Raw genomic sequence first — 18,893 nt, forward strand, 5'->3', positions numbered from 1 at the left:
GAGCGTCACGTCAGGTGCTCCCTCCGGGGGCGCTCGGCCGCGCCGAGGAGCGGACACGTGGTTCTGCCGGCCCGCTGAGAAAAACCCGTGCGAGTGACCGTCATTGGAGGTCTGATTGATCGGCCACACCGATAGGGGAGGGAACATGAGTATGTCGCTGCCTACCCCGTCGTTGCACACCGCTCGCCTTCGGCTGCGTGCCTTCGAAGACGTGGATGCGAACGACCTCTTCGCACTGCACAGCAACGCCTACGTGCTGCGTTACTGGGACGCGCCACCGTGGAGCGAACGCGTGCGCGCCGAGAAGTTCATCACGGCTTCCTGGCAGATGGCACAGGAGGGCACCGGCGCGCGGCTGGCCGTAGACCGTGTCTCCGACGGGGCGTTCGTCGGCTGGTGCAGCCTCAACAGGTGGAATCCGGACTTCCGCAGCGCGTCGCTTGGCTACTGCTTCGACGATGCGGCGTGGGGCCACGGCTACGCGACCGAGGCGGCGCGCGCTTTGCTGCGGTGGGCGTTCGAAACGCTGCGTCGGTGGACGGCGCGGCCGGGGCGATGATCTTCACCTTGCACGATCTGCGGTCCTGGGCGGCCGCCCTCGCCGAAGGGACCCTGCCGTCCAAGACGACGCAGGCGGAACGGCTCACGATGACCCCGACCGGCCTTCAGGGCGTGGGCTACGGCCTGGGAGCGTTCGACAACCACGGGTGGGTAGGGCACAACGGCTCGCTGCCCGGCTACCAGACGGTGATGGTCTACCTAGCCAAGGCCAAGGCCACGCTTGTGGTGCACACCACCAGCGATATCGGTTCCCAGGGCAAGGCGCTGAGCACGAAGTTCGCCCAGGCGGTCACCAGCATCGTGACTCCGAAGAACGTCTACGACATCAGTCCCTCCTAACAGGCGTCCAAACGTGGCGTACCCCGGCCCGCACCGTGGGCGGCGGGGAGGACCCGTGCCGCGGGAACCAGTCGGGCCGGTGGCACGGCGGCGGTTCAACTGCACCTGTCTCAGCCTGGTGAATGGCCCAGGCGGCGTTGACCAGACCGATGTGACTGAAAGCCTGCGGGAAGTTGCCGAGCAGCTCACCGTTTGCCGGATCGACTTCTTCAGCAAGAAGTCCCACGTCGTTGGCGCGGTGCGCGGCTCGTTCAAAGACCGTGCGGGCCGCTTGGCTGTCGCCGGCCAAAGCCAGGGCATGGGCCAACCAGAAGGTGCACAGCAAGAAGGTGCCTTCCTCGCCGGGCAGGCCATCGTCGGCGTTCAGATAGCGGTAGACGAGGCCGTCTTCGCTGGTGAGCCGGTCACGGACGGCGTCGATGGTGGCGCGCATGCGGGGAGCGTCGGCAGGCAGGAAGCCCACGATCGGCATCATCAGCACGGAGGCGTCCAGCACCTCGCTGCCGAAGGCTTGGGTGTAGGCGCCGGCCTTCTGGCTCCAGCCGTGTTCCTCGATCGCCGCACGGATCTCCTCCCGGGCCCGCATCCATGCGGGGATGCGGGTGTGGGCACCCAGGGCGTCGGCGAGTGTCAGTGCGCGGTCGACGGCGACCCAGCACATGAGCTTGGAGTAGACGAAGTGCTGCGGGCCGCTGCGGACCTCCCAGATGCCCTGGTCGGCCTCGTTCCAGCAAGCGGCGGCCATGTCGGCGCAGGCGGCAAGGAAGGCCATGGTGGGGGCGTCCAGTGCACCGAGGTCGTCGCGCAGGCGGTGGGCGGCTGCCAGCAGCTCGCCGTAGACGTCGAGTTGCCGTTGCTGCCAGGCACCATTGCCGACGCGGACCGGGCGGCTGCCCCGCCAGCCGGGCAGACGGGGCAGTTCCCGCTCGGTCAGGTCGCGTTCGCCGCGGATGCCGAACATGATCTGCAGAGACTCGCAGGCGGCGGTGTCGCTGGCGCCGGCCTGGGCCATCCATCGAAAGAAGGCCTCTGCCTCATCGGGGCAGGCGGCCACCCACAGGGCGTCCAGGGTGAAGGAGGCGTCCCTGATCCAGGCGAAACGGTAGTCCCAGTTGCGGACGCCGCCGACGCGCTCGGGCAGGGAGGTGGTGGGGGCGGCGACGATCGCGCCGGTCGGCTGGAACGTCAGACCCTGCAGGACGCGCCCGCTGTGGTGAACCAGTTCTTCCCAGGGACCCTGGTAGGACTGGTGCATCTCGGACCAGGAGAACCAGCCGTCGACGGTGTCCTGCAGGTGCGCGACGATCTCCTCCTGCGGCACCAGCACGAGAGGGCTGCCAGCGGGCACCTGGCGCAGGGCGAAGGCGACGCGTTGGCCGGCCTCAAGGCGGGTATGGGCGCGGGCCATGCCGGAGATCTGCAGTGGCAGCGGGCAGCTCAGGCCCAGCGTGTCCGGGCCGCCGTGGCAGCGCAGTCCGCCTTCCATGGGCAGGAGCAAGGGTCTGACCAGCCCGTACTCGGGGCGGGGCGCGAACTCCATCTCGATGTCCGCACGGCCGCCCGTGCACTCCACCACCCGCAGCAGCAGATGCGGAGCCTGTTCGCCCAGGTGGTGGCCACGTTCACTCCACCCCGTGGCGAGCGCGTCGGTGACCGTCACGGTGGCGGTGGGGGTAGAAAACCGGGCGCGCAGGACCAGGCTGCGCTCGAGGTAGTACCGGCTGACGGTGTACGGGCCGGCGGGGCGGATGGACCAGTGGCCTGCCTGCGATCCCAAAAGCCGGGCAAAGACCGCCCGGGAGTCGAAGTGCGGAAAACACAGCCAGTCAATGGAACCGTCCAAGCTGACCAGCGCCGCGGTCTGGCAGTCGGAGAGCAGCGCGTAGTCCGAAATGGGACGGTCACTCGTACCGGTCACCTCCTCATGGTCTCGCCGACACGCGAGTGAGGCAGCACGGTGGGCCCAGGACGCCAGGCCGGGCGATGAACAGAGATGCCCCTGGCTCACCGCGTCGACCCGCCCCAAGTCGTCCGCGGCCGCGGGGAACCTGCCGGACCGCCGCTGCGCCCACCCCCGGCCCCCAGCAGCCGACTGACATCACCCCCACCCGTGGCGCACCCCCCCCACAAGCAGCCGAAAGAACACCCAAGACTCTGCGCGAGCTACACCACACACCACCAATCAGGCCACCCCTCACCTTCACGTTCTCGACCAACGGGATGACCTTGGGCACGGCTCATCCTTACGGCTGAGCCGGAAGTTCGTCACGAATACCGAAGGCGCCCGCAGGAGGCGGTCCAAGACTGGATGCGTGCCCTGACCAGGGCATTCACCCCACTTGAGCACTACTGACTTCGAGCGGAGCACAGCCGCATGGCTACCTTCCTTGACCAGCGGGGCAGATTCGCCTTCCGGCACCGGTTCGCCGTGGCCATCGCGTGGGTGGCACTCCTCGTTGCGGCCGGCCTCGGGGCGTCCGCGGCGACTCCTCCTGCCCCGAGTTCGTTCGCGATGCCCGGGACGGAGGCTCAGCGCGCCGTGGACCTGCTGAAGGAACGCTTCCCCGGCATGGACGCCGAGAGTGCGACGGCTCGTGTGGTGTTCAAGGCGTCGGCAGGCCACCGGGTCACCGAGCCGGCGGACCGGGCGCAGATCGTGGAAACGGTGGCTGCGCTGAAGCGGAGCTCTGCGCAGGTGGCCTCCGTCGCCAACATTCACCGTCCACACCGTCAGCAAGGACCGGACGACCGCTTACGCCCCCATCGCCTACAAGGCCAGGGCCGTGGCGTTGAGCGAGCAGACCAAGACATCCCTCCTGCGCACGGTGGAAAAGGCCCGCGCCGCCGGGCTCACCGTGGAGGTGGGAGGCAGCGCCGTGCAAGTGAAGGACGAGGGTTCCGGCATGGAGATGGTGGGCATGGCGATTGCCGCGGTGGTCCTCGTGATCACCTTCGGGTCGCTGGTGGCCGCAGGCCTGCCGCTGATCACCGCACTGCTGGGCGTGGGCATCGGCGTCTCCACCATCGGGGCGCTGGCCCGCACTCTCGACCTGGGGGATACGACGTCCACCCTGGCGTTGATGCTCGGCCTGGCGGTCGGTCCCGACTACGCCCTGTTCATCCTCACCCACTACCGCGCCGAACTGGCAGAAGGGCGGGAGAGGGAGGAGGCAGCCGGCCGGGCCGTCGGCACGGCCGGCACGGCGGTCGTCTTCGCCGGTCTCACGGTCGTTGATCGCTTTGGCGAGCCTGTCGGTGGTCGGCATCCCGGTGCTGACGAAGATGGGTCTGACCGCGGCCGCAACGGTCGCCCTGGCCGTGATCGTCGCCCTCACCCTGCTGCCGGCGCTGCTGGCCATGGCGGGCAAGCGCATCGTGGGGCGGCGCGCCCGCACCGAACCCGCACACACCGCATCCACGAAGCCGACCATCGGTTTCCACTGGGCACGTTTTGTGCTGACTCGACCCGCATCAAGAACCGAGGCCCGGTTAGGGCGCGAGCCGTTCTCGGCCGGTCGTGCCCATGCCCGTCCTCGTCGTCCACCGCAGATCGCACAATCCGTCGGTCCCGGATCGAACACGGGTCGAGATCACATGGGACCGTCTACGGCGGCGATGCCGACCAGGACGGCACCGCCGGAGGGCACCGCCGCTGTCGGCGGCAGTGCCCTCGCACTTGCTGTAATGCTCAGGAAAGTACGCACGAAATGAATCTGTCGCTAATTTCCTGGGCGTCCGTGCTCAAGCTCCGGATAGGAGCCGTATGTGCGGCATTCGCGGCTCTGCGATCCGGACCGTTCGCAGAGCCGCTACCCTCCCCCTTCCTCATGCCCCAGTCAGCGAAAGCGCGGTCAGGTTGCAGCTTGCCGACGGGTCGAGCCCCCCTTGCCGGGGTCTCAGCGTTCGAGGTGGACGCTGAGGTGCCTCTCCGTTGTGCCGGCGGGAACCGTTGTGATGTAGCCGCGGGCGTTGTGGTAGGCGCCCGTTCCGCCGGTGATGGCCAGGTCGACGGACTGCGGGGCCGGCAGGTGAAGCAGCGCCTGTCCGGCGAGTTGCCCCTCAGGCAGGGAGAACGTTCCCAGGCACTGAAGCAGCCCCGGATCCACCCGGACGTACGTGCAGACCACACCGTGGTCGCCGACCTTCTTGCCGTCACGGTAGAGGTCCTCTGTCACCACTCGTTCGTCGCCCAGGCTGACACCCTTCTTTCCCAGATCGATCTCTTCGTACTGGGTCTGCTTGCCGACCAGCTCGAACTCCTTCGAATGGCCACGCGCAAAGCCCGTCGAGTGGTCACGCTCGAAATAGCTTGAGTGGTCACGGATGTCATGCGCCACATGATGACCAGTGGTTGTCGCCGATGCCGGCGTAACGGCCACGGTGCCGGCGAGGGTCAGCGCGACGCCTGCGGCCGCGGTCAGAGAGCGAAGCTTCTTGATCTTGGACATATTCGGCATTTTTTACTCCGTTGGATTGGGCTTCTATTCGGTGCTTGAAGGGAGAGCGCGACACGGTTCGGGCGGAACTACCTGTCGCGACCCTGCTTTGCATTCAGGGTGCTTCACCCTTCAGGCCCAGATCACCGCTGCGTGCGGCGACGGGCTGCTGCAAGGCCTCATTCATCGAGCGCATCAGCATCAGGAGCCGCTCTGGAGCCAGCGCAATTAGGAGCGTATGCTCTTAGTTGTTAAGAAGATGTAAGGGCTTGAGCGGCCATCGCGGCGACTCGCCCCTGAGCGGCGAGCGGCCGTGCGGCTCTCCGGATGGGCCGTGACTTGCGTGGAGGGTTGGTGGCGCACTGGGCGATGGTTGCGGACGCCCAGATGTCGGTTCACACCCCTGAGTGCACGCAGGGCCGCATACATGTTCAGGCAGTGGGGCCAGCGTCACACGGGCCTTGACCCAAGGCCGGGTAGTTAGCGTTTTCGCAGGTCATGCAAGGTGGTTGGGGGTCCATGCCGTGGCGGCATAGAGGCCGGGGCCGAGTTTGTGGATGAGGCCGGTCTCGGCCCATCTGGAGAGCTGTCGATACATGGTCTCCATGGTGATGTCGCCGAAATGGGCGGCGATGTCACGGGGGCGCCAGAGCCGGCTGGGCTCTTTCTCCAGCAAGGCCAGGATCCGGTGACGGCGGCGCTCGGGAAGAGCGGTGTTCCGGTCGTCGCGGGAGACGACGGGGAGCTGGGGGCGGGATTGCGGAGGCTCGAGGACGGTGATGTCGAGACCGGTGATGGTGCGGCTGGTGTCGGGCCTGCCGTCCTCGTGGCGGGTGCTGTAGCGGGACATCGGTGACTTGACCTTGCGGGTGCTGACCCGCCGACGCCGGGGCGGGAGGAGTCGGGTCAGGATCCGGTGCCCGATCAGTCCGAAGCGACCTGCGTCGGCGGGGTCGGTAATGACGGCGGCGGCCCGGATGACCTGGTCACGGGCAGTCTGCAGGGCGACGGTGAAGCAGCAGCGGTCCGGGTCTGTGCCGGGGAGCGATTCGGCGGCGTCGACCATCACAGTGCGCAGGACCTGGTAGAGCGTGAGCAGGGACCACATCTCCTGCTCGATGCCTGCCGGGTCGCCCGAGCGGAGGTTGCGGCCGTTCATGATCGTGTGGCGGAGCGCGTAGTACGCCGATTCGTGTTCCCACCGCTGGTGATAGAGGCCCACCAGCATGCTGGCGGGGTGACGGCGGGCGTCGGTCAAGGTCGTGACGAGTCGGTAGGACCCGGTGAAGGATGTGCCGTCCGCACAGGTCACGGCGATTTGTGCGTCGATGATCCGCACTTTCACGGTGCCAATCGCCGACAGGTAGGAGCCATCGACGAGGCGGGCGAGGACCGGCGTGCGCCGGTTGTTGCGGAGCCGGCCCAGGACCTGGGCGCCGGTGTCCGTGACCGCCGCGAGGAAGGCGTTGCTGTCGAATCCCTTGTCCCACAGCACCAACATGTCCGACCGCAGCAGATGCAACAGCCGGCCGGCGTAACTCGTCTCACCCTCGGCGGTGGGGCCGAACACCGCGCCGACCAGGGACCGAGTGCCGGTCTCGATCAAAGTCATCAATTCCAGCGTCGGATAGCCATGATGCGAAGTCCTGCCCAGCCAGGCCCGGTTCCGCTCGGAATCGGGAACCCTCAGCGAACTGCAGCCGTCGAACGACACCGTCCGGTACGGACCAAAACAGACACCTGGCGTCGCCGGCCGGGCCAGCAACCCGGCCAGCACCTCGAACAACGCCCGCACCGGCGCGCTGCCGATCCGCCGACGCAGGTCACGCAACGCTTTCGCCGACGGACAGACCACCGGCATCCTGGACAGACCCGCAGTCAGCTTGTTCCAGACAAGCCGATAGCCGACCTCGGGGAACAGACACATCGCCAGCAGGAAGTAGACCCCGACCCGCGACGGGAGATCACGCAGCCGCTGCTGCACCGTCCTTGTCTCTGCAAGGACCGCGTCCACCAGCTCGAACGGCACGACGGCAGTCAACTCGCCCAGATGCCCGGGAGCGAACCGTCCCGCGGCCACAGTGACCGTACGGGTGATAGTCGTCAGCGCAGACGGCAGGAAACAATGACGGGGCAACGGAGCTCCTTCGGGACAAGCTGTCTTGGTCGACTGCCTGTACCAACGAGCTCCGTTGCTCTGCGTCGAGAATCCTTCAACTCACTTGCATGACCTGCGAAAACGCTAACTTCCCGGCCTTGGGCGAAGGCGAGCGAGTCATGGCCGACGCCCTCATGTACTACGCCGTCGAGAGCGAACACCGACGAAAGCTGCGCGCCCTCGTCGAAGTCGACCGCAGCACCATGAGCAGCGAGCGGTTGGCCGCGAAACTGATCGAATACGCCCGCCTGTTCCAGTACGAGGCCCAGCCCGTCGGCCAGCGGAGGCGGACCGCCGCGGGTCCTGCCTGGCTGCGCTGGTATCCGGTCTTTCCCCGCGTGCTCTTCGTGCTCACCGGCGCCTCCCGGGCCCCGCTGGAAAATCGGATGAGCGATCTGCAGGCGATGGTTGCCCACCACCCGCTCGTAGCGGCCCTCGCCCGCGAAGTCCCACTAGGAGCTGCCGTACTGGTGGGCCGCGATGCGGCGCTGGTCTTGAGTGGGACATGGGAGCTGGGCCTGTGACCGGCCGTAATGACGGTCGGATCTACGTCAGCCCGTTAGCGGACAGCCATTTCTGGGCGACGCTGTCCGGGTCGGCGCCGCTGGCTACCTGTGCGTCAAGCTCACCCAGGGCGGTGGTGGTGAGCTTGCCCGCGACGGCGTTGCAGGCATCGGCCATGGGCTGGGTCAGGACGTCCCGCTTGAACAGGGGCACGATGTTCTGGGCGGCGAATAGGTGGTGCGGGTCCTTGAGGGACACGAAGCCGTAGCGGGGGATGGCCGGGTCGGTGGAGAAGATGTCCGCGGCGTCAACGGTGCCGTTCCGCAGTGCCGTTTGGGTGATCGTTCCGGTCGGGGCGAGCGCAACGAACTGCTTGAAGGTGACGCCGTACACCTTCTTCAGACCCGGTACGCCGTAGGGGACGGTCAAAAGGGGCTGGGGGGCTCCGAGTCTGAGCCGGCCTGCGACGCGCTTCAGGTCCCCGATGCTGCTGAGGTGGTACTTGTCGGCGGTGGTCTTGGTGACGGTGATGGTGTCGGCGTCCTGAGCGGGCGCGTAGTCGGTGACCGCAAGTCCCTGCGCCTGAGCGCTGCGCCGCAGCTGGGCGTAGATGTCCTGCGGGCTGGTGGCCTTCTGCTCCGGCGAAAGGTAGTTGAGGATGGCGCCGGTGTATTCGGGGACCGCGCCGATGGAGCCCTCCTTGAGGGCGCTCATGTAGGCGGCCCGCTCGCCGATGTTGGCGTGGATCTGTACGGCGACTCCGCGGGCCTTCATCGCGTCGGCGTAGAGGTGGGCCAGCAGCTCGGACTCGGGGAAGTCGGCCGATCCCATGGTGACCTTCCCGGGGGCGGCCGGGAGGGGATGTTCTGCCGGGGAGGTGCCGCTGCTGGCCTGGGGCGGGGCGCTGGTCTGGGAGGAGGAGCCGGGGGCGCCGCATGCGCCGGCGGCGAGGGCCGTAGCCGCGATGAGTACTGCGGGCAGGATGCGCCTCATGTGAGTTCCTTCGACGAGGTGGAGTTGCTGGTGTGCGGGGTGGGGATACGCCCCTGGGCGCGGCGCGGCCGGGGGCGCGGTGTCGGTTGAGCGCCGGTGGGGGCGAGTCCGGGTGAGGTGGCCTTGCGCTGTGCCAGTGCGAGGAGGGCGTCGGCGGCGACGGCGAGAACGGCGACGGCGATGCCGGCGGCGAGCATGGCCGGGTAGCCGTAGCGGGGGTCGGCGAGGTCTTGCTGACCGTCGACGATCAGCCGTCCCAGTCCGCCGACGAGCGGCGCGTACGCGGCGACGGTCAGGGTGGCGATGACCTGGAGGGTGGCGCTGCGGACGCCGGAGATGATCAGCGGTGCCCCGGCGGGCAGCTCGACCTTGAGCACGACCTGCAGGGGGGTCATGCCGCAGCCGCGGGCGGCGTCGCGGACGGCGGGGTCGAGGGCCTGGATTCCGGCGTAGGTGCTGGTGAGGATCTGCGGTATGGCCAGCAGGACCAGCACCATGGCCGCGGGGATGAAGTAGGGGACGCTGCCGGGAGCGAGGATGCCTGGCACGCCGCCCTGGATGTGGATGTGCGGGGACAGGACCACGACCAGGAGGATGAGCAGTCCCAGGGCCGGTATGGCCCGCAGTGCGTTGGCCAGCCCGGCCACCAGGAAGGTGCCGCGGCCTGTGTGGCCGATCACGAGGCCTGCGGGGATGGCGATCAGGGCAGCCACGGTGACCACGATGAGGGTGTAGATGACGTGCTGGCGGGCATCGGCCGCCAGTCCGCCGGGGCCCCACCAGTTCAGGGGGTCGTTGAACCAGATCAGGACGCGGATCGGGCTGGGCAGGCCGTTGTCGAGGGCGAGGTTCATCGGGTCACCGCCCGCCAGGGGGTCAGCAGCCGGAGGGCGGCCACGATGGCCAGATCGAACAGGAGGGCGATGGCGGTGAAGGATATGAGGCCCAGCACGATGGGCGGGAGCGATCCGGTGTTGTTGCCGGCGAGGAAGAGCTGTCCGAGCTGAGCGGTTCCGATCACGGAGGCAGCCGAGATGAGGCTGACGTTGGAGACGGCTGCGACCCTGAGCCCGGCGCCGATGACGGGCAGCGCCAGCGGCAGTTGGACGGACAGCAGGCGCTGCCAGGTGGTGTGGCCCATGGCGGTGGCCGTCGACAGCACTGGTGCGGGAACGGAGTCCAGTCCGTCCAGGACGCTGCGCACCAGGAGAGTGAAGGTGTAGAGGGTCAGGGCGGTCACCACGTTGACCGGGGAAAGGATCTTCGTGCCCAGGACCTCGGGAATCAGGAGGAACATGACCAGGGAGGGGATCGTGTACAGAACGCCCAGTCCCGAGGTCACCAGGGTGCGCGCGGCTGGGTGGCGGTAAGCGAGCCATCCGCAGGGCAGTGCGAGGGTCAGGCCGATTGCCACTGGGAGCGTCGCCAGCCACACGGTGGTCTGGGCCCACCCGAGGATCTGGTCCTGGTGGGCGGTGAAATAGGTCCAAAGCTGGTTCACGGTCGTTCCTTGGGTCCGTCCGTGCCGGTTGCGTGGGCCGGTTGGTGTTCGGCTGCGCGCCAGTGGGAGACCCGGGTTTCGATGCGGGTCAGGACTTCGGCGGCGGTGATGGTTCCGGCCAGTTGCCCGTTGTCGTGGACGATCACTCCGCGGCCGCTGGGTGAGGACAAGGCCGCGTCCAGGGCCGCGCGCAATGTGCCGTGGGCGGGGGCGAGCGTGCCGCCCAGGTTGAGGAGTTCCGCAGTGACGGTCCCGCTGGCCTGGCAGCCGGTCAGAGCAGCTGCTGCCAGCCATCCTTGGGGGGCATCGTGGTGGTCGAGGACCAGGACCCAGCCGTCCGTGGCCCGTTCGCGGGCCAGGGTGAGGCAATCGCCGATGTGGACGGTCTCCTCATGGGCCAGCGCGAGGGGGCCGGCGTCGGCGAAAGCCAGCGCACGGTATCCGCGGTCGCGGCCGAGGAACGAGGCGACGAAGGGGTTCTTGGGCCTCGACAGCAGGTCGGCGGGGGCGCCGACCTGGGCGAGTGTCCCGCCGGCGGCCAGGACGGCGACCTTGTCTCCCAGTTTGATCGCCTCGTCGATGTCGTGGGTGACGAAGATGACCGTCTTGCCGAGATCGTGCTGCAGGCGCAGGAACTCGTTCTGCAATTGATCGCGGATCACCGGGTCGAGGGCGCTGAAGGGTTCGTCCATGAGCATCACCGGCGGGTCGGCGGCCAGTGCCCGGGCCACGCCGACACGCTGCTGCTGACCGCCGGACAGCTGGCTGGGGTAGCGGTCGGCGAGGTTGGCGTCGAGCCCGACCAGCTCGAGCAACTCGGCGGCGTGGGTGCGGGCTTGGCGGCGGGTGTGGCCGGTGAGAACGGGCACGGTGGCGATGTTGTCCAGGACGGTCTTGTGGGGGAACAGGCCTGCCTGCTGGATGACGTAGCCGATGCCGCGGCGCAGTTCGTGCGGAGGGATGGCAGCGGTGTCGCGGCCACCCAGCCATACTCGCCCGGAGGTGGGCTCCACCATGCGGTTGACCATCCGCAGCGAGGTGGTCTTGCCGCAGCCGGAGGGGCCGACCAGCACGGTTATCTCACCCGAAGCCGCCTCCAGGGTCAGGCTGTTCACGGCTACGGTCCCATCGGGATAGTTCTTGGTCACCGAATCGAACCGGATCATCGTGCATCTCCTCGCGGCCGGGCCGCGTCGCGGGAACGGGAAGGGCATGGGGACGTGGTGGTACCGGGCTGATGCGTGTCAGTGGGGGCGGGGCAGGCCGGTTCAATTCGCCCAGAGGCTAAAAATCAGGGCCCTTAACGCTGCACGGTTTCCACATGCGTCTTTTCATGCCCGGGGTCAGATTTCTCGCATGCCATGACGTCAGGCGCCGTGGCGTAATGCGTTATGGCGGCAAGCTCCGCGTGCGTGTGGTGCTGGGGGTCAGCGCGCCTTGACCTCGTTGACGTCCAGACTGCGGTCGATGCCGTGAGAGATGACCTTCTGGCCGGGCTCGAGTTCGAGGCGCTTGCCGTCGAGGTAGACCTCGACCTGGTCGGGCTCGAAGGACACCATGTCGTCGATGCGTCCGACCTCGGTGTAGGCGTTGCGGTAGGACCAGGCGGCGCGGTGGGCGTCGCCGATGTCAAAGTAGTCGCACAGGCCCTTGTAGGGGCAGAAGGTCTGTCCTTCGACGGGTCGCAGCTGGGTCTCGTCGATGTCGGCGCGCGGGACGTACCAGCGAGGGGCGAAGCCGGATTCGTAGAGCACGACGGGGTGTTCGGAGCGGGCGATCACGCTGTCGCCGAGGCGGACTTCCAAGGTGCGGGAGGTGTTGCGGATGTCGATGCGGTGATACGGGTCCGCGGCGTGACCCAGGATGCGTTCGTCCTCCTCGTAGAAGGCGTCCATCGCCCGCCACGCGAAAGCGATACGGCCCTGGAGTTCGGTGGCGTGACCGGGCAGCGCGGTGAATTCCCAGGCGGCGCGTTCGGCGGTGCGCTCGCCCGCGCGCACGGTGTACCAGGCGGTGTCTCCGAGATCCTTGTGGTGGGTGGTCTTTCCGCTCGCGACCAGGGCCTGCTCGTCGACGTCCTCGCGGGGGAAGTAGGCGACCGGGTAGCGGCCCGGTTCGTGGAGCAGGATGACGTTCTCGCTGTCGGCGATCCAGGTGTCGTTGAACTTCACGCGCATGCGGCGGCGCAGCCGCTCGGCGAACAGCAGGCGCTCGGGCAGGGGCTGGGGGGTGAGGAAGCGTCCGATCGCGCTGGCGGAGAGGGGGCCTTGCTGCCAGGACAGTCCCATGGTGTGTTGCCTTCCGTGTGCAGGGTGCGGCGTGGAACCTGCACCTTGAGGGGTGTGGGTGGTGGTCGGCGCCGGTCAGGGCGTGCAGGAGCAGCGGGAGACGGCTGCTTCGGGCCGGCGGAAGCAGATCCAGACGACCTTGCCGTCGTGGTCGGCGTCGTCGGTCTGCACTCCCCAGTCGTCGCAGAGCTCCCGGACGATGTGCATGCCTCGGCCTTCTTCGGCGCTCCAGGAGAGGCCCGGGGTGCGGACGGCGGCGCGGCGAGCGCTGTCTTGGACTTCCAGGTGAAGGCAGTAGGGGTGGCGGATGAGCCGAACCAGGTAGTCACGGCCATCCGGGCTCCCGTGTTGGACGGCGTTTCCGGCCAGTTCCGACAGGCAGACTCGGATGTCGTCCCGGCGCCCGCAGCCTCCCCAGGACTCCAGGGCTTGCATCGCGAAGGCGCGGGCGGTGCGCACTGTCTGGGGGGTGGGGCTGAAGGCCCGCTGGGCAAGGTGTGGCATGACGGATCCTTTGCCGGCTGCGGCAAGAGGGGCTGGTGGGCGGTCGCCGCAGCCGCTCGACGCCCTGCGTGTCAAGCGATGACGCGGGCGAGGAAGTCGCGGATGTGTTCGGTGATGGTCTCGAGGTGGCTTTCCAGGGCGAAGTGCCCGGACTCGATCAGGTGGATCTCGGCATCGGGCAGGTCCTGGCGGAACGCCTCCGCGCCCGCGGGGCCGAAGATCTCATCATTGGCGCCCCAGACCGCCAGCAGCGGGACCCGGGAGTCGCGGAAGTACTGGTGGACCTGCGGGTAGAGGTCCACGTTGGTGGGGTAGTCGCGGAAGAGCTTGAGCTGGATCTCGTCGTTGCCGGGCCGGTCGAGCAGCGCTTGGTCGTGGACCCAGTTGTCGGGGCTGACCAGGCTCGGGTCGGCGACACCGTTCACGTACTGCCAGCGCGTGATCTCGGGGGTCAGAGCGCCCCGCATCGGGGCTTCGGTGTCCGGTCCCGGTGCCTGGGCGTAGGCGAAGACGCCGTCCCAGAACGGCTTGACGAAGCCCTCTTCGTAGGCGTTGCCGTTCTGGGTGATGATCGCGGTGATGCGGTCCGGGGCCTGGAGTGCGAGGCGCCAGCCGATGGGCGCGCCGTAGTCCTGCACGTACATCGCGAACCGGTCGATGTCCAGCTGCTGGAGCAGGCCCGCGGTGACTTCGGTGAGGGCATCGAAGGTGTAGGGGAAGTCCTGCAGGGCGGGCATCGCGGACTGGCCGAAGCCGATGTGGTCGGGCGCGATGACGTGGTAGCGGTCGGCGAGTGCCGGGATCAGGTGGCGGAACATGTGCGAGCTGGTGGGAAAGCCGTGCAGGAGCAGCACGACGGGCGCCTTCGGGTCGCCGGCCTCCCGGTAGAAGACCTCGAGGCCGTTGACGGTGGTGGTGCGGTGGTGGACTGCGGGAGCCATGTTCCTAACCCTTCTACTGGAGGTTGAGTGGTTACATATCCAGTCGAGCACAGACGCCCTAACCTGTCAAGCTACTTTTACAGGTTAGATAGAGGGCGGATGCCGCCGGACTCGGACGGGGCGCCCATGGCTGGCCATGAGGCTGGATCCAGGGGTCGGGTCAGGGCGGGGTCCAGATCCAGCCTCCGCCCGTGGACGGCCGGGAGCCAGCGCAGCTCACCGTGAGCGCGCTCAGACGGCCGAGGTCGAGCCGTCGGTCTCGCGCAACACGGGGATCACGTCCGGCCGCCTTCCCGGGCCGGCGTGACCGACAGGCCTGAGGTGGCCGGGCGCCGGCCTGGTGCCAGCTGCTGCAGCTTTGAGTTCGAGGCCGTGCGGGCGCAAGAGGCGGCGCGGTCCTCGGGCCCGGTAACGACGCGCTACCAGGCGCAGGACGCAGAACTGCTCCTTGGGCACCGCCAGCAGGCGGGAGTGCTCGGATCCCGCAAGCGCGGCATCAAGGGCGTGCATGAGTGCGTCAAGATCGTGGGCGCCGTGGTGGCGCTGGCCGTTGAAGAAGAACGTGGGGGTGCCGGAGACCCCGTTGCGGTCGGCGGAGATGATGTCACGCTCGACCCGCTCCGCGTGGGTGCGGCGGCGCAGGTCCCGGTGGAACCGGCGCACGTCGAGGCCGAGGTCGGCGGCGTAGCCGAGCAGGTCGCTCATCTCCAGCCGGTCCTGATGCTGCAGCAGCAGGGCGTGCATGCGCCAGAAGGCACCCTGGGCCGCTGCGGCTTCCGCAGCCTCGGCGGCAAGGCGCGCGTGCGGGTGGACGTCGCTCAGGGGCAGGTGGCGCCACACGTAGCGGACGTCGGGACGAGAGAGCAGCAGATCGCGCGTGACCGGATCCGCCTCACTGCAGTGGGGGCATTCGTAGTCGCCGTACTCCACGACGGTGACCGCAGCGCGCTCGGGTCCTCGGACGTGGTCGCGAGCGGGGTCGATGCCGCCGACGAGATCAAGCAGCGGCGGCGTGGAGCCGATCAGGGCACGGTTGCGGGCGGCTTGCGGCAGCAGAGCGGTGGTGCGGTAGACGGTCCAGCTCAGCGCAGCGGAGGCCGCGGCCGCGGCCAGGATGCCAATCTTGGCCTCCTCAAGGAGCCTGCCGGAGAAGGCGAGGTTCGCGATCAGCAGGGAGACAGTGAAGCCGATGCCCGCGATGGCGCCGCTGCCGGCGACGGCGGCCCAGCCGACAGGCGGCCGCAGCTGGCCGCGGCTCAGACGCGCAACGGCCCAGGAGGTGACGACGATGGAGATCGGCTTTCCGATGACGTAGGCGAGGAAGATGCCGATGGTGACGGGAGAGCTGGCGGCCCCCCTCAGCAGGCCGGCGTTCATGGTGATGCCACCGTTGGCCAGTGCGAAGAGGGGGACGATCCCGTAGGTCGTCCACGCATGGTAGCGATGCTGCAGCCGTGCGTTGTCCGAGAGGGCGGAGACCATGCCTACGACGGCTGAGCGGGCGCGATGCGGGCTGGGCTGCTCACGGAACAGCCGGACCAGGCCGGTGGCGCGTTCCAGGTCGGTGCGCAGAGGTGCATAGGCGGAGGTGACCAGGCCGATCGCCAAGCCCGCGACGACCGGGTCGACGCCGCTGCCCATGAGTCCGGCCCACATGGTGGTGCCCAGTGCGATGACAAGGCCGCCCCGGCGGCGCACGGGCAGGGTGCGGGTCGCGAGGATGGCCGCGAAGGAAGCGCCGGCAACCGCGAGGGGGACAGGCCGGATGTCGTGACTGTAGAAGGTGGCGATCACAAGGAGCGCGACCAGGTCGTCGACGACGAACAGGGCGAGCAGGAAGGTGCGGATCCTGCCCGGCAGGCGCCGGGACATGACGCTGAAGATGCCGAGCGCCAGGGCGCTGTCGGTCGACATGGCAACCCCCCAGCCATGGGCACTGGGGCCGGTGTGGTTGACCGCAAGGTAGATCGCCACCGGGATGGCCATCGCCATCATCCCGGCGCCGACCGGCAGGAGAAGGCGGCGGCGTTCCCGCAACTCCCCCAGATCGAGTTCGGTGCGGGCCTCCAGACCGACCAGCAGAAAGAAGAAAGTCATCAGTCCGTTGTCGATCCAGGTACGCAGGTCCAGGACCAGCCGGCTGCCGCCCAGGCCGAGGCTCAGCTGCACTCCCCATGCCGCCCGGTACAAGGCCGGGAAGGCGTTGGACCAGGTCAGGGCGGCCAGCAGGGCGGCCACCAGGACTGCGGCACCACCCGATTCACCACTCAGCAGGGCCTTGGCGCGGTCGGCGGCCCGCCTCGTGCGGGAGGCTGGAGGGCTTGTCGCCGTGACGGCCTCCTCGTCGAAGGCTGTCACTATGCGCAGCCGCTCGCGCTGTTGCATCCCGGGGACGTTGACGCTGCCCTGGCACGCGGTCACGGCCCTGTCCTTCCTCTCGTGGCGGCTGCCCGCCCGGCGGGTACCGTTCAACCGACGAGCATCCAACCCTTTAAATAAATTTCACTGGTTAGAATGGCTCTCCTTCATGTAACCTGTCAAGTGAAGTAAATCGGTTAGGAGGTGGCATGGTGAGCGATCGAGAACGGCAGGACGCACTGCTGGAACTCCTCAACAGCACGCCGGTCGTCAATGGCGCCGTCCAGGACCAGCTGGCGGATCCGCAAGCGGCCAGGTCATGGCAGCAGGCCCACGGCGGCAGCGGCACCGCACAGGAGCAGGAGCACCTCGTGCAGGCCCGTGATGCCCTGCAAGAGGTGGTCCGCGGGAACCAGCCAGCCACCTCGCTGATCCCGCTCCTGAAGGACGTCACTTCCCACCCCCGCCTTTCCCCCGCGGGCGTGTCCTGGGAGCTCCAGGCCCCCACAGATCGTCGGCTGGCGGTGGAAGCGGTGCTGACCTGGGGCGCACTGCAGGAGACGATGCCCGGCAGACTGCGGCCCTGCGCCAACCCCGAGTGCCGGCGGTTCCTCCTGGACCGCAGCAAGACCAACAAGGGCCGCTGGTGCTCGATGGCCCTGTGCGGCAACCGCATGAAGGCCAGGCGCCACTACCAGCGCACCCGGGATGCAGCCGCTGAATAACTCCCGAGCCCCCAGAGCAGGCGGCGGGGCTCAGCCCTGAGCAGCAGAATCTTCCCCCGACCGGTCCCTGGCTGCGGTATCGACCGTGGGCAGCCCCCGCCGCCGCAGGTCAGCGACAAATCTGCGCACCAGCGCATCGGAAGGAACCATCGTGATCGCGACGATGTCGCGGTGCACTCGCGGCTGAAGATGCCGCACCACCGCCGAGGGCCGCCCCGCCAGCGCAGACACCGGCACGATGGTCACCCCCATGCCCGCCCCGGCCAACTGGGCAGCGGTCCGGGGACTGCGCGTGCGCAGCACGACCGTCAGGGAGGTCTGCCGAGCCGCGACGAACTGGTCGATCCACACCCCCATCCCGTTCTCCGGGTCATAGTGCACGAACGGTTCCCTCGCAAGATCCGGCACCGATACGGATTCCCGGTCCGCGAAAGGGTGGCCGGACGAGGTGACGACCACCATCTCCTCGCGGCCGAGCACCTCCACGTGAGCGGATGTGGCCGTCGGCTCGGGTCCCACAACCAGGTCCGTACCATCGGCCATCAGGTGCTCGACCATGCGGTCCGCGCTGGTGAACTCCAACAGGTCCAGCCGGACATCGGGCCACCGTGTCCGCCAGCGCCGCAGCACCGGAACCAGCAGCCAGGCCGTCATCGTCTCCGCACACGCGATCCGCAGGCGCCCCCCGAGCCCTTCCCCGACACGCCGCCCCGCCTGGACCGCACGCGATGCAGCCGCCAGGGCCACCCGCGCCTCTTCGGCGACGGCCCGGCCCGCCGCCGTGACCCGGACACCCCGGGCGAGCCGCTCCACCACCGGGGTGCCCAGCTCCCTCTCCAGTGCCGCGATCTGGTGGGAGAGCGCCGGCTGCGACATGTGCAGTACCGCTGCGGCCTTGGTCACCGATCCCTCGTCGACCAGCGCCACCAGGCACTCCAGCGACCGCAATGTGGCCATGCATCACCCTCATCATCACGCGAGCGCGCCCGGCCGCGTCACCGGACCGGAATGCGCGGGCAGCGGCCCGGAACGTCCAAAAACGAACAGAAAGCCCGGCACCAACGGGCTCCACCCTCACGCGGAACGAAAACCGCGTTCCTGCAGCGTCCACACGTTGCCGTCGGGGTCGGTGAACTCCGCGAAGCTGGCATAGTCCCGCCGCTGCGGGTCGACGCCGGGCTCGAAGCGTCCCTGCCACGTCTCGACCGGCGCCTTGTGACGGATCTCCCCCACGTCGACGCCGAGGCCCGCCAGCTCGGCGCACGCAGCCTGGAGATCGGCAACCACCAGGTACAGGCCCTTCACCGAGCCAGGCTGCGCATCGGTGAGGCCCACCCCGATCTGCACCGAGCAGGCGGAGCCAGGAGGCGTCAGCTGCACGACCCGGAAATCGGGCGTGGGTCCGTAGTCCACGTCGAGGTGGAAACCGAGCTGCTCTTGGTAGAAGGCCAATGAACGGTCGACATCACTCACAGGCAGGATGACAACCTCGAACCGGTACTCCATGTGATCATTCTGGTCCAGCGCGGCGCCGCCCCGCCACCCGCGCATCATGCGTGATCTGAATGATCAGACAAGGAAAGGC

The 18,893-nt window shown here is 68.3% G+C and carries 16 protein-coding genes and 2 pseudogenes; 5 read left to right on the top strand and 13 right to left on the bottom strand.

The features are described from left to right. Window positions 1–151 precede the first annotated feature (151 nt). Both ACQPXS_RS00465 and ACQPXS_RS00470 read left to right on the top strand, forming a co-directional pair. Window positions 152–529, top strand: a pseudogene (locus tag ACQPXS_RS00465) (GNAT family N-acetyltransferase); the annotation flags it as partial. 26 nt (window positions 530–555) lie between these two features. Beyond that, window positions 556–900, top strand: a complete 345-nt coding sequence (locus ACQPXS_RS00470) for a serine hydrolase (protein ID WP_433445887.1) — start codon at window positions 556–558, stop codon at window positions 898–900. Here the strand turns inward: ACQPXS_RS00470 and ACQPXS_RS00475 are convergent. Beyond that, entirely contained in the window at window positions 887–2,818 is a 1,932-nt protein-coding gene (locus ACQPXS_RS00475) for a glycoside hydrolase family 15 protein (protein WP_433445888.1), read from the bottom strand. The two genes, ACQPXS_RS00470 and ACQPXS_RS00475, sit on opposite strands and share 14 nt — an antisense overlap. A 456-nt stretch (window positions 2,819–3,274) precedes the next feature. Between ACQPXS_RS00475 and ACQPXS_RS00480 the strand changes: the two are divergent. Beyond that, a pseudogene (locus ACQPXS_RS00480) lies at window positions 3,275–4,368 on the top strand (MMPL family transporter); the annotation flags it as partial. Window positions 4,369–4,796: 428 nt separating this feature from the next. Here ACQPXS_RS00480 and ACQPXS_RS00485 read toward each other — a convergent pair. Beyond that, window positions 4,797–5,348, bottom strand: coding sequence for an allene oxide cyclase barrel-like domain-containing protein (locus ACQPXS_RS00485; RefSeq protein ID WP_433445889.1), 552 nt, complete (start codon window positions 5,346–5,348; stop codon window positions 4,797–4,799). A 484-nt stretch (window positions 5,349–5,832) separates the two neighbouring features. Further along, on the bottom strand, window positions 5,833–7,416 hold the full coding sequence (locus ACQPXS_RS00490; RefSeq protein ID WP_433445890.1) for an IS4 family transposase: 1,584 nt from the start codon (window positions 7,414–7,416) through the stop codon (window positions 5,833–5,835). Window positions 7,417–7,562: 146 nt separating this feature from the next. Between ACQPXS_RS00490 and ACQPXS_RS00495 the strand changes: the two genes are divergently transcribed. Next, window positions 7,563–8,018, top strand: a complete 456-nt coding sequence (locus tag ACQPXS_RS00495) for a replication-relaxation family protein (protein WP_433445891.1) — start codon at window positions 7,563–7,565, stop codon at window positions 8,016–8,018. A 22-nt stretch (window positions 8,019–8,040) separates the two neighbouring features. On the opposite strand, the gene ACQPXS_RS00500 is transcribed toward ACQPXS_RS00495, so the two are convergent. The 8 genes from ACQPXS_RS00500 to ACQPXS_RS00535 all read right to left on the bottom strand — a co-directional run bounded on the left by ACQPXS_RS00500 (window position 8,041) and on the right by ACQPXS_RS00535 (window position 16,646). Next, window positions 8,041–8,991 (bottom strand): ABC transporter substrate-binding protein, encoded by a 951-nt coding sequence (locus ACQPXS_RS00500; protein WP_433445892.1) that lies wholly within the window; start codon window positions 8,989–8,991, stop codon window positions 8,041–8,043. Further along, a complete protein-coding gene (locus ACQPXS_RS00505; RefSeq protein WP_433445893.1) occupies window positions 8,988–9,845 on the bottom strand; it encodes an ABC transporter permease in 858 nt (285 codons plus the stop codon). Before ACQPXS_RS00505 ends, ACQPXS_RS00500 begins: the two co-directional genes overlap by 4 nt. Continuing rightward, entirely contained in the window at window positions 9,842–10,492 is a 651-nt protein-coding gene (locus tag ACQPXS_RS00510) for an ABC transporter permease (RefSeq protein WP_433445894.1), read from the bottom strand. The genes ACQPXS_RS00505 and ACQPXS_RS00510 overlap by 4 nt, the downstream gene beginning before the upstream one ends. Further along, window positions 10,489–11,658 carry an ATP-binding cassette domain-containing protein gene (locus ACQPXS_RS00515; RefSeq protein WP_433445895.1) on the bottom strand — a complete coding sequence of 390 codons (1,170 nt, stop codon included), beginning with the start codon at window positions 11,656–11,658 and terminating at the stop codon, window positions 10,489–10,491. Before ACQPXS_RS00515 ends, ACQPXS_RS00510 begins: the two co-directional genes overlap by 4 nt. A 261-nt stretch (window positions 11,659–11,919) precedes the next feature. Beyond that, the gene (locus tag ACQPXS_RS00520; RefSeq protein ID WP_433445896.1) at window positions 11,920–12,780 is read right to left on the bottom strand and encodes a DUF427 domain-containing protein; all 861 of its coding nucleotides are present in this window, start codon (window positions 12,778–12,780) and stop codon (window positions 11,920–11,922) included. A gap of 75 nt (window positions 12,781–12,855) precedes the next feature. Further along, window positions 12,856–13,284: an ATP-binding protein gene (locus ACQPXS_RS00525; RefSeq protein WP_433445897.1), complete on the bottom strand. Its 429-nt coding sequence runs from the start codon at window positions 13,282–13,284 to the stop codon at window positions 12,856–12,858. Window positions 13,285–13,355: 71 nt separating this feature from the next. Further along, on the bottom strand, window positions 13,356–14,225 hold the full coding sequence (locus ACQPXS_RS00530) for an alpha/beta fold hydrolase (protein WP_433445898.1): 870 nt from the start codon (window positions 14,223–14,225) through the stop codon (window positions 13,356–13,358). Between the two features lie 231 nt (window positions 14,226–14,456). Beyond that, entirely contained in the window at window positions 14,457–16,646 is a 2,190-nt protein-coding gene (locus ACQPXS_RS00535; protein ID WP_433445899.1) for a Na+/H+ antiporter NhaA, read from the bottom strand. A gap of 146 nt (window positions 16,647–16,792) precedes the next feature. Here ACQPXS_RS00535 and ACQPXS_RS00540 point away from each other — a divergent pair, with 146 nt between their 5' ends. Then, the gene (locus tag ACQPXS_RS00540) at window positions 16,793–17,308 is read left to right on the top strand and encodes a CGNR zinc finger domain-containing protein (protein ID WP_433445900.1); all 516 of its coding nucleotides are present in this window, start codon (window positions 16,793–16,795) and stop codon (window positions 17,306–17,308) included. Window positions 17,309–17,338: 30 nt separating this feature from the next. On the opposite strand, the gene ACQPXS_RS00545 is transcribed toward ACQPXS_RS00540, so the two are convergent. Then, window positions 17,339–18,265, bottom strand: coding sequence for a LysR family transcriptional regulator (locus ACQPXS_RS00545; RefSeq protein WP_433445901.1), 927 nt, complete (start codon window positions 18,263–18,265; stop codon window positions 17,339–17,341). A gap of 117 nt (window positions 18,266–18,382) precedes the next feature. Next, window positions 18,383–18,814 carry a VOC family protein gene (locus ACQPXS_RS00550; RefSeq protein ID WP_433445902.1) on the bottom strand — a complete coding sequence of 144 codons (432 nt, stop codon included), beginning with the start codon at window positions 18,812–18,814 and terminating at the stop codon, window positions 18,383–18,385. Between the last annotated feature and the right edge of the window lie 79 nt (window positions 18,815–18,893).

It is taken from the genome of Streptomyces sp. CA-142005 (genome assembly GCF_050942335.1).
Lineage (GTDB): Bacteria > Actinomycetota > Actinomycetes > Streptomycetales > Streptomycetaceae > Streptomyces.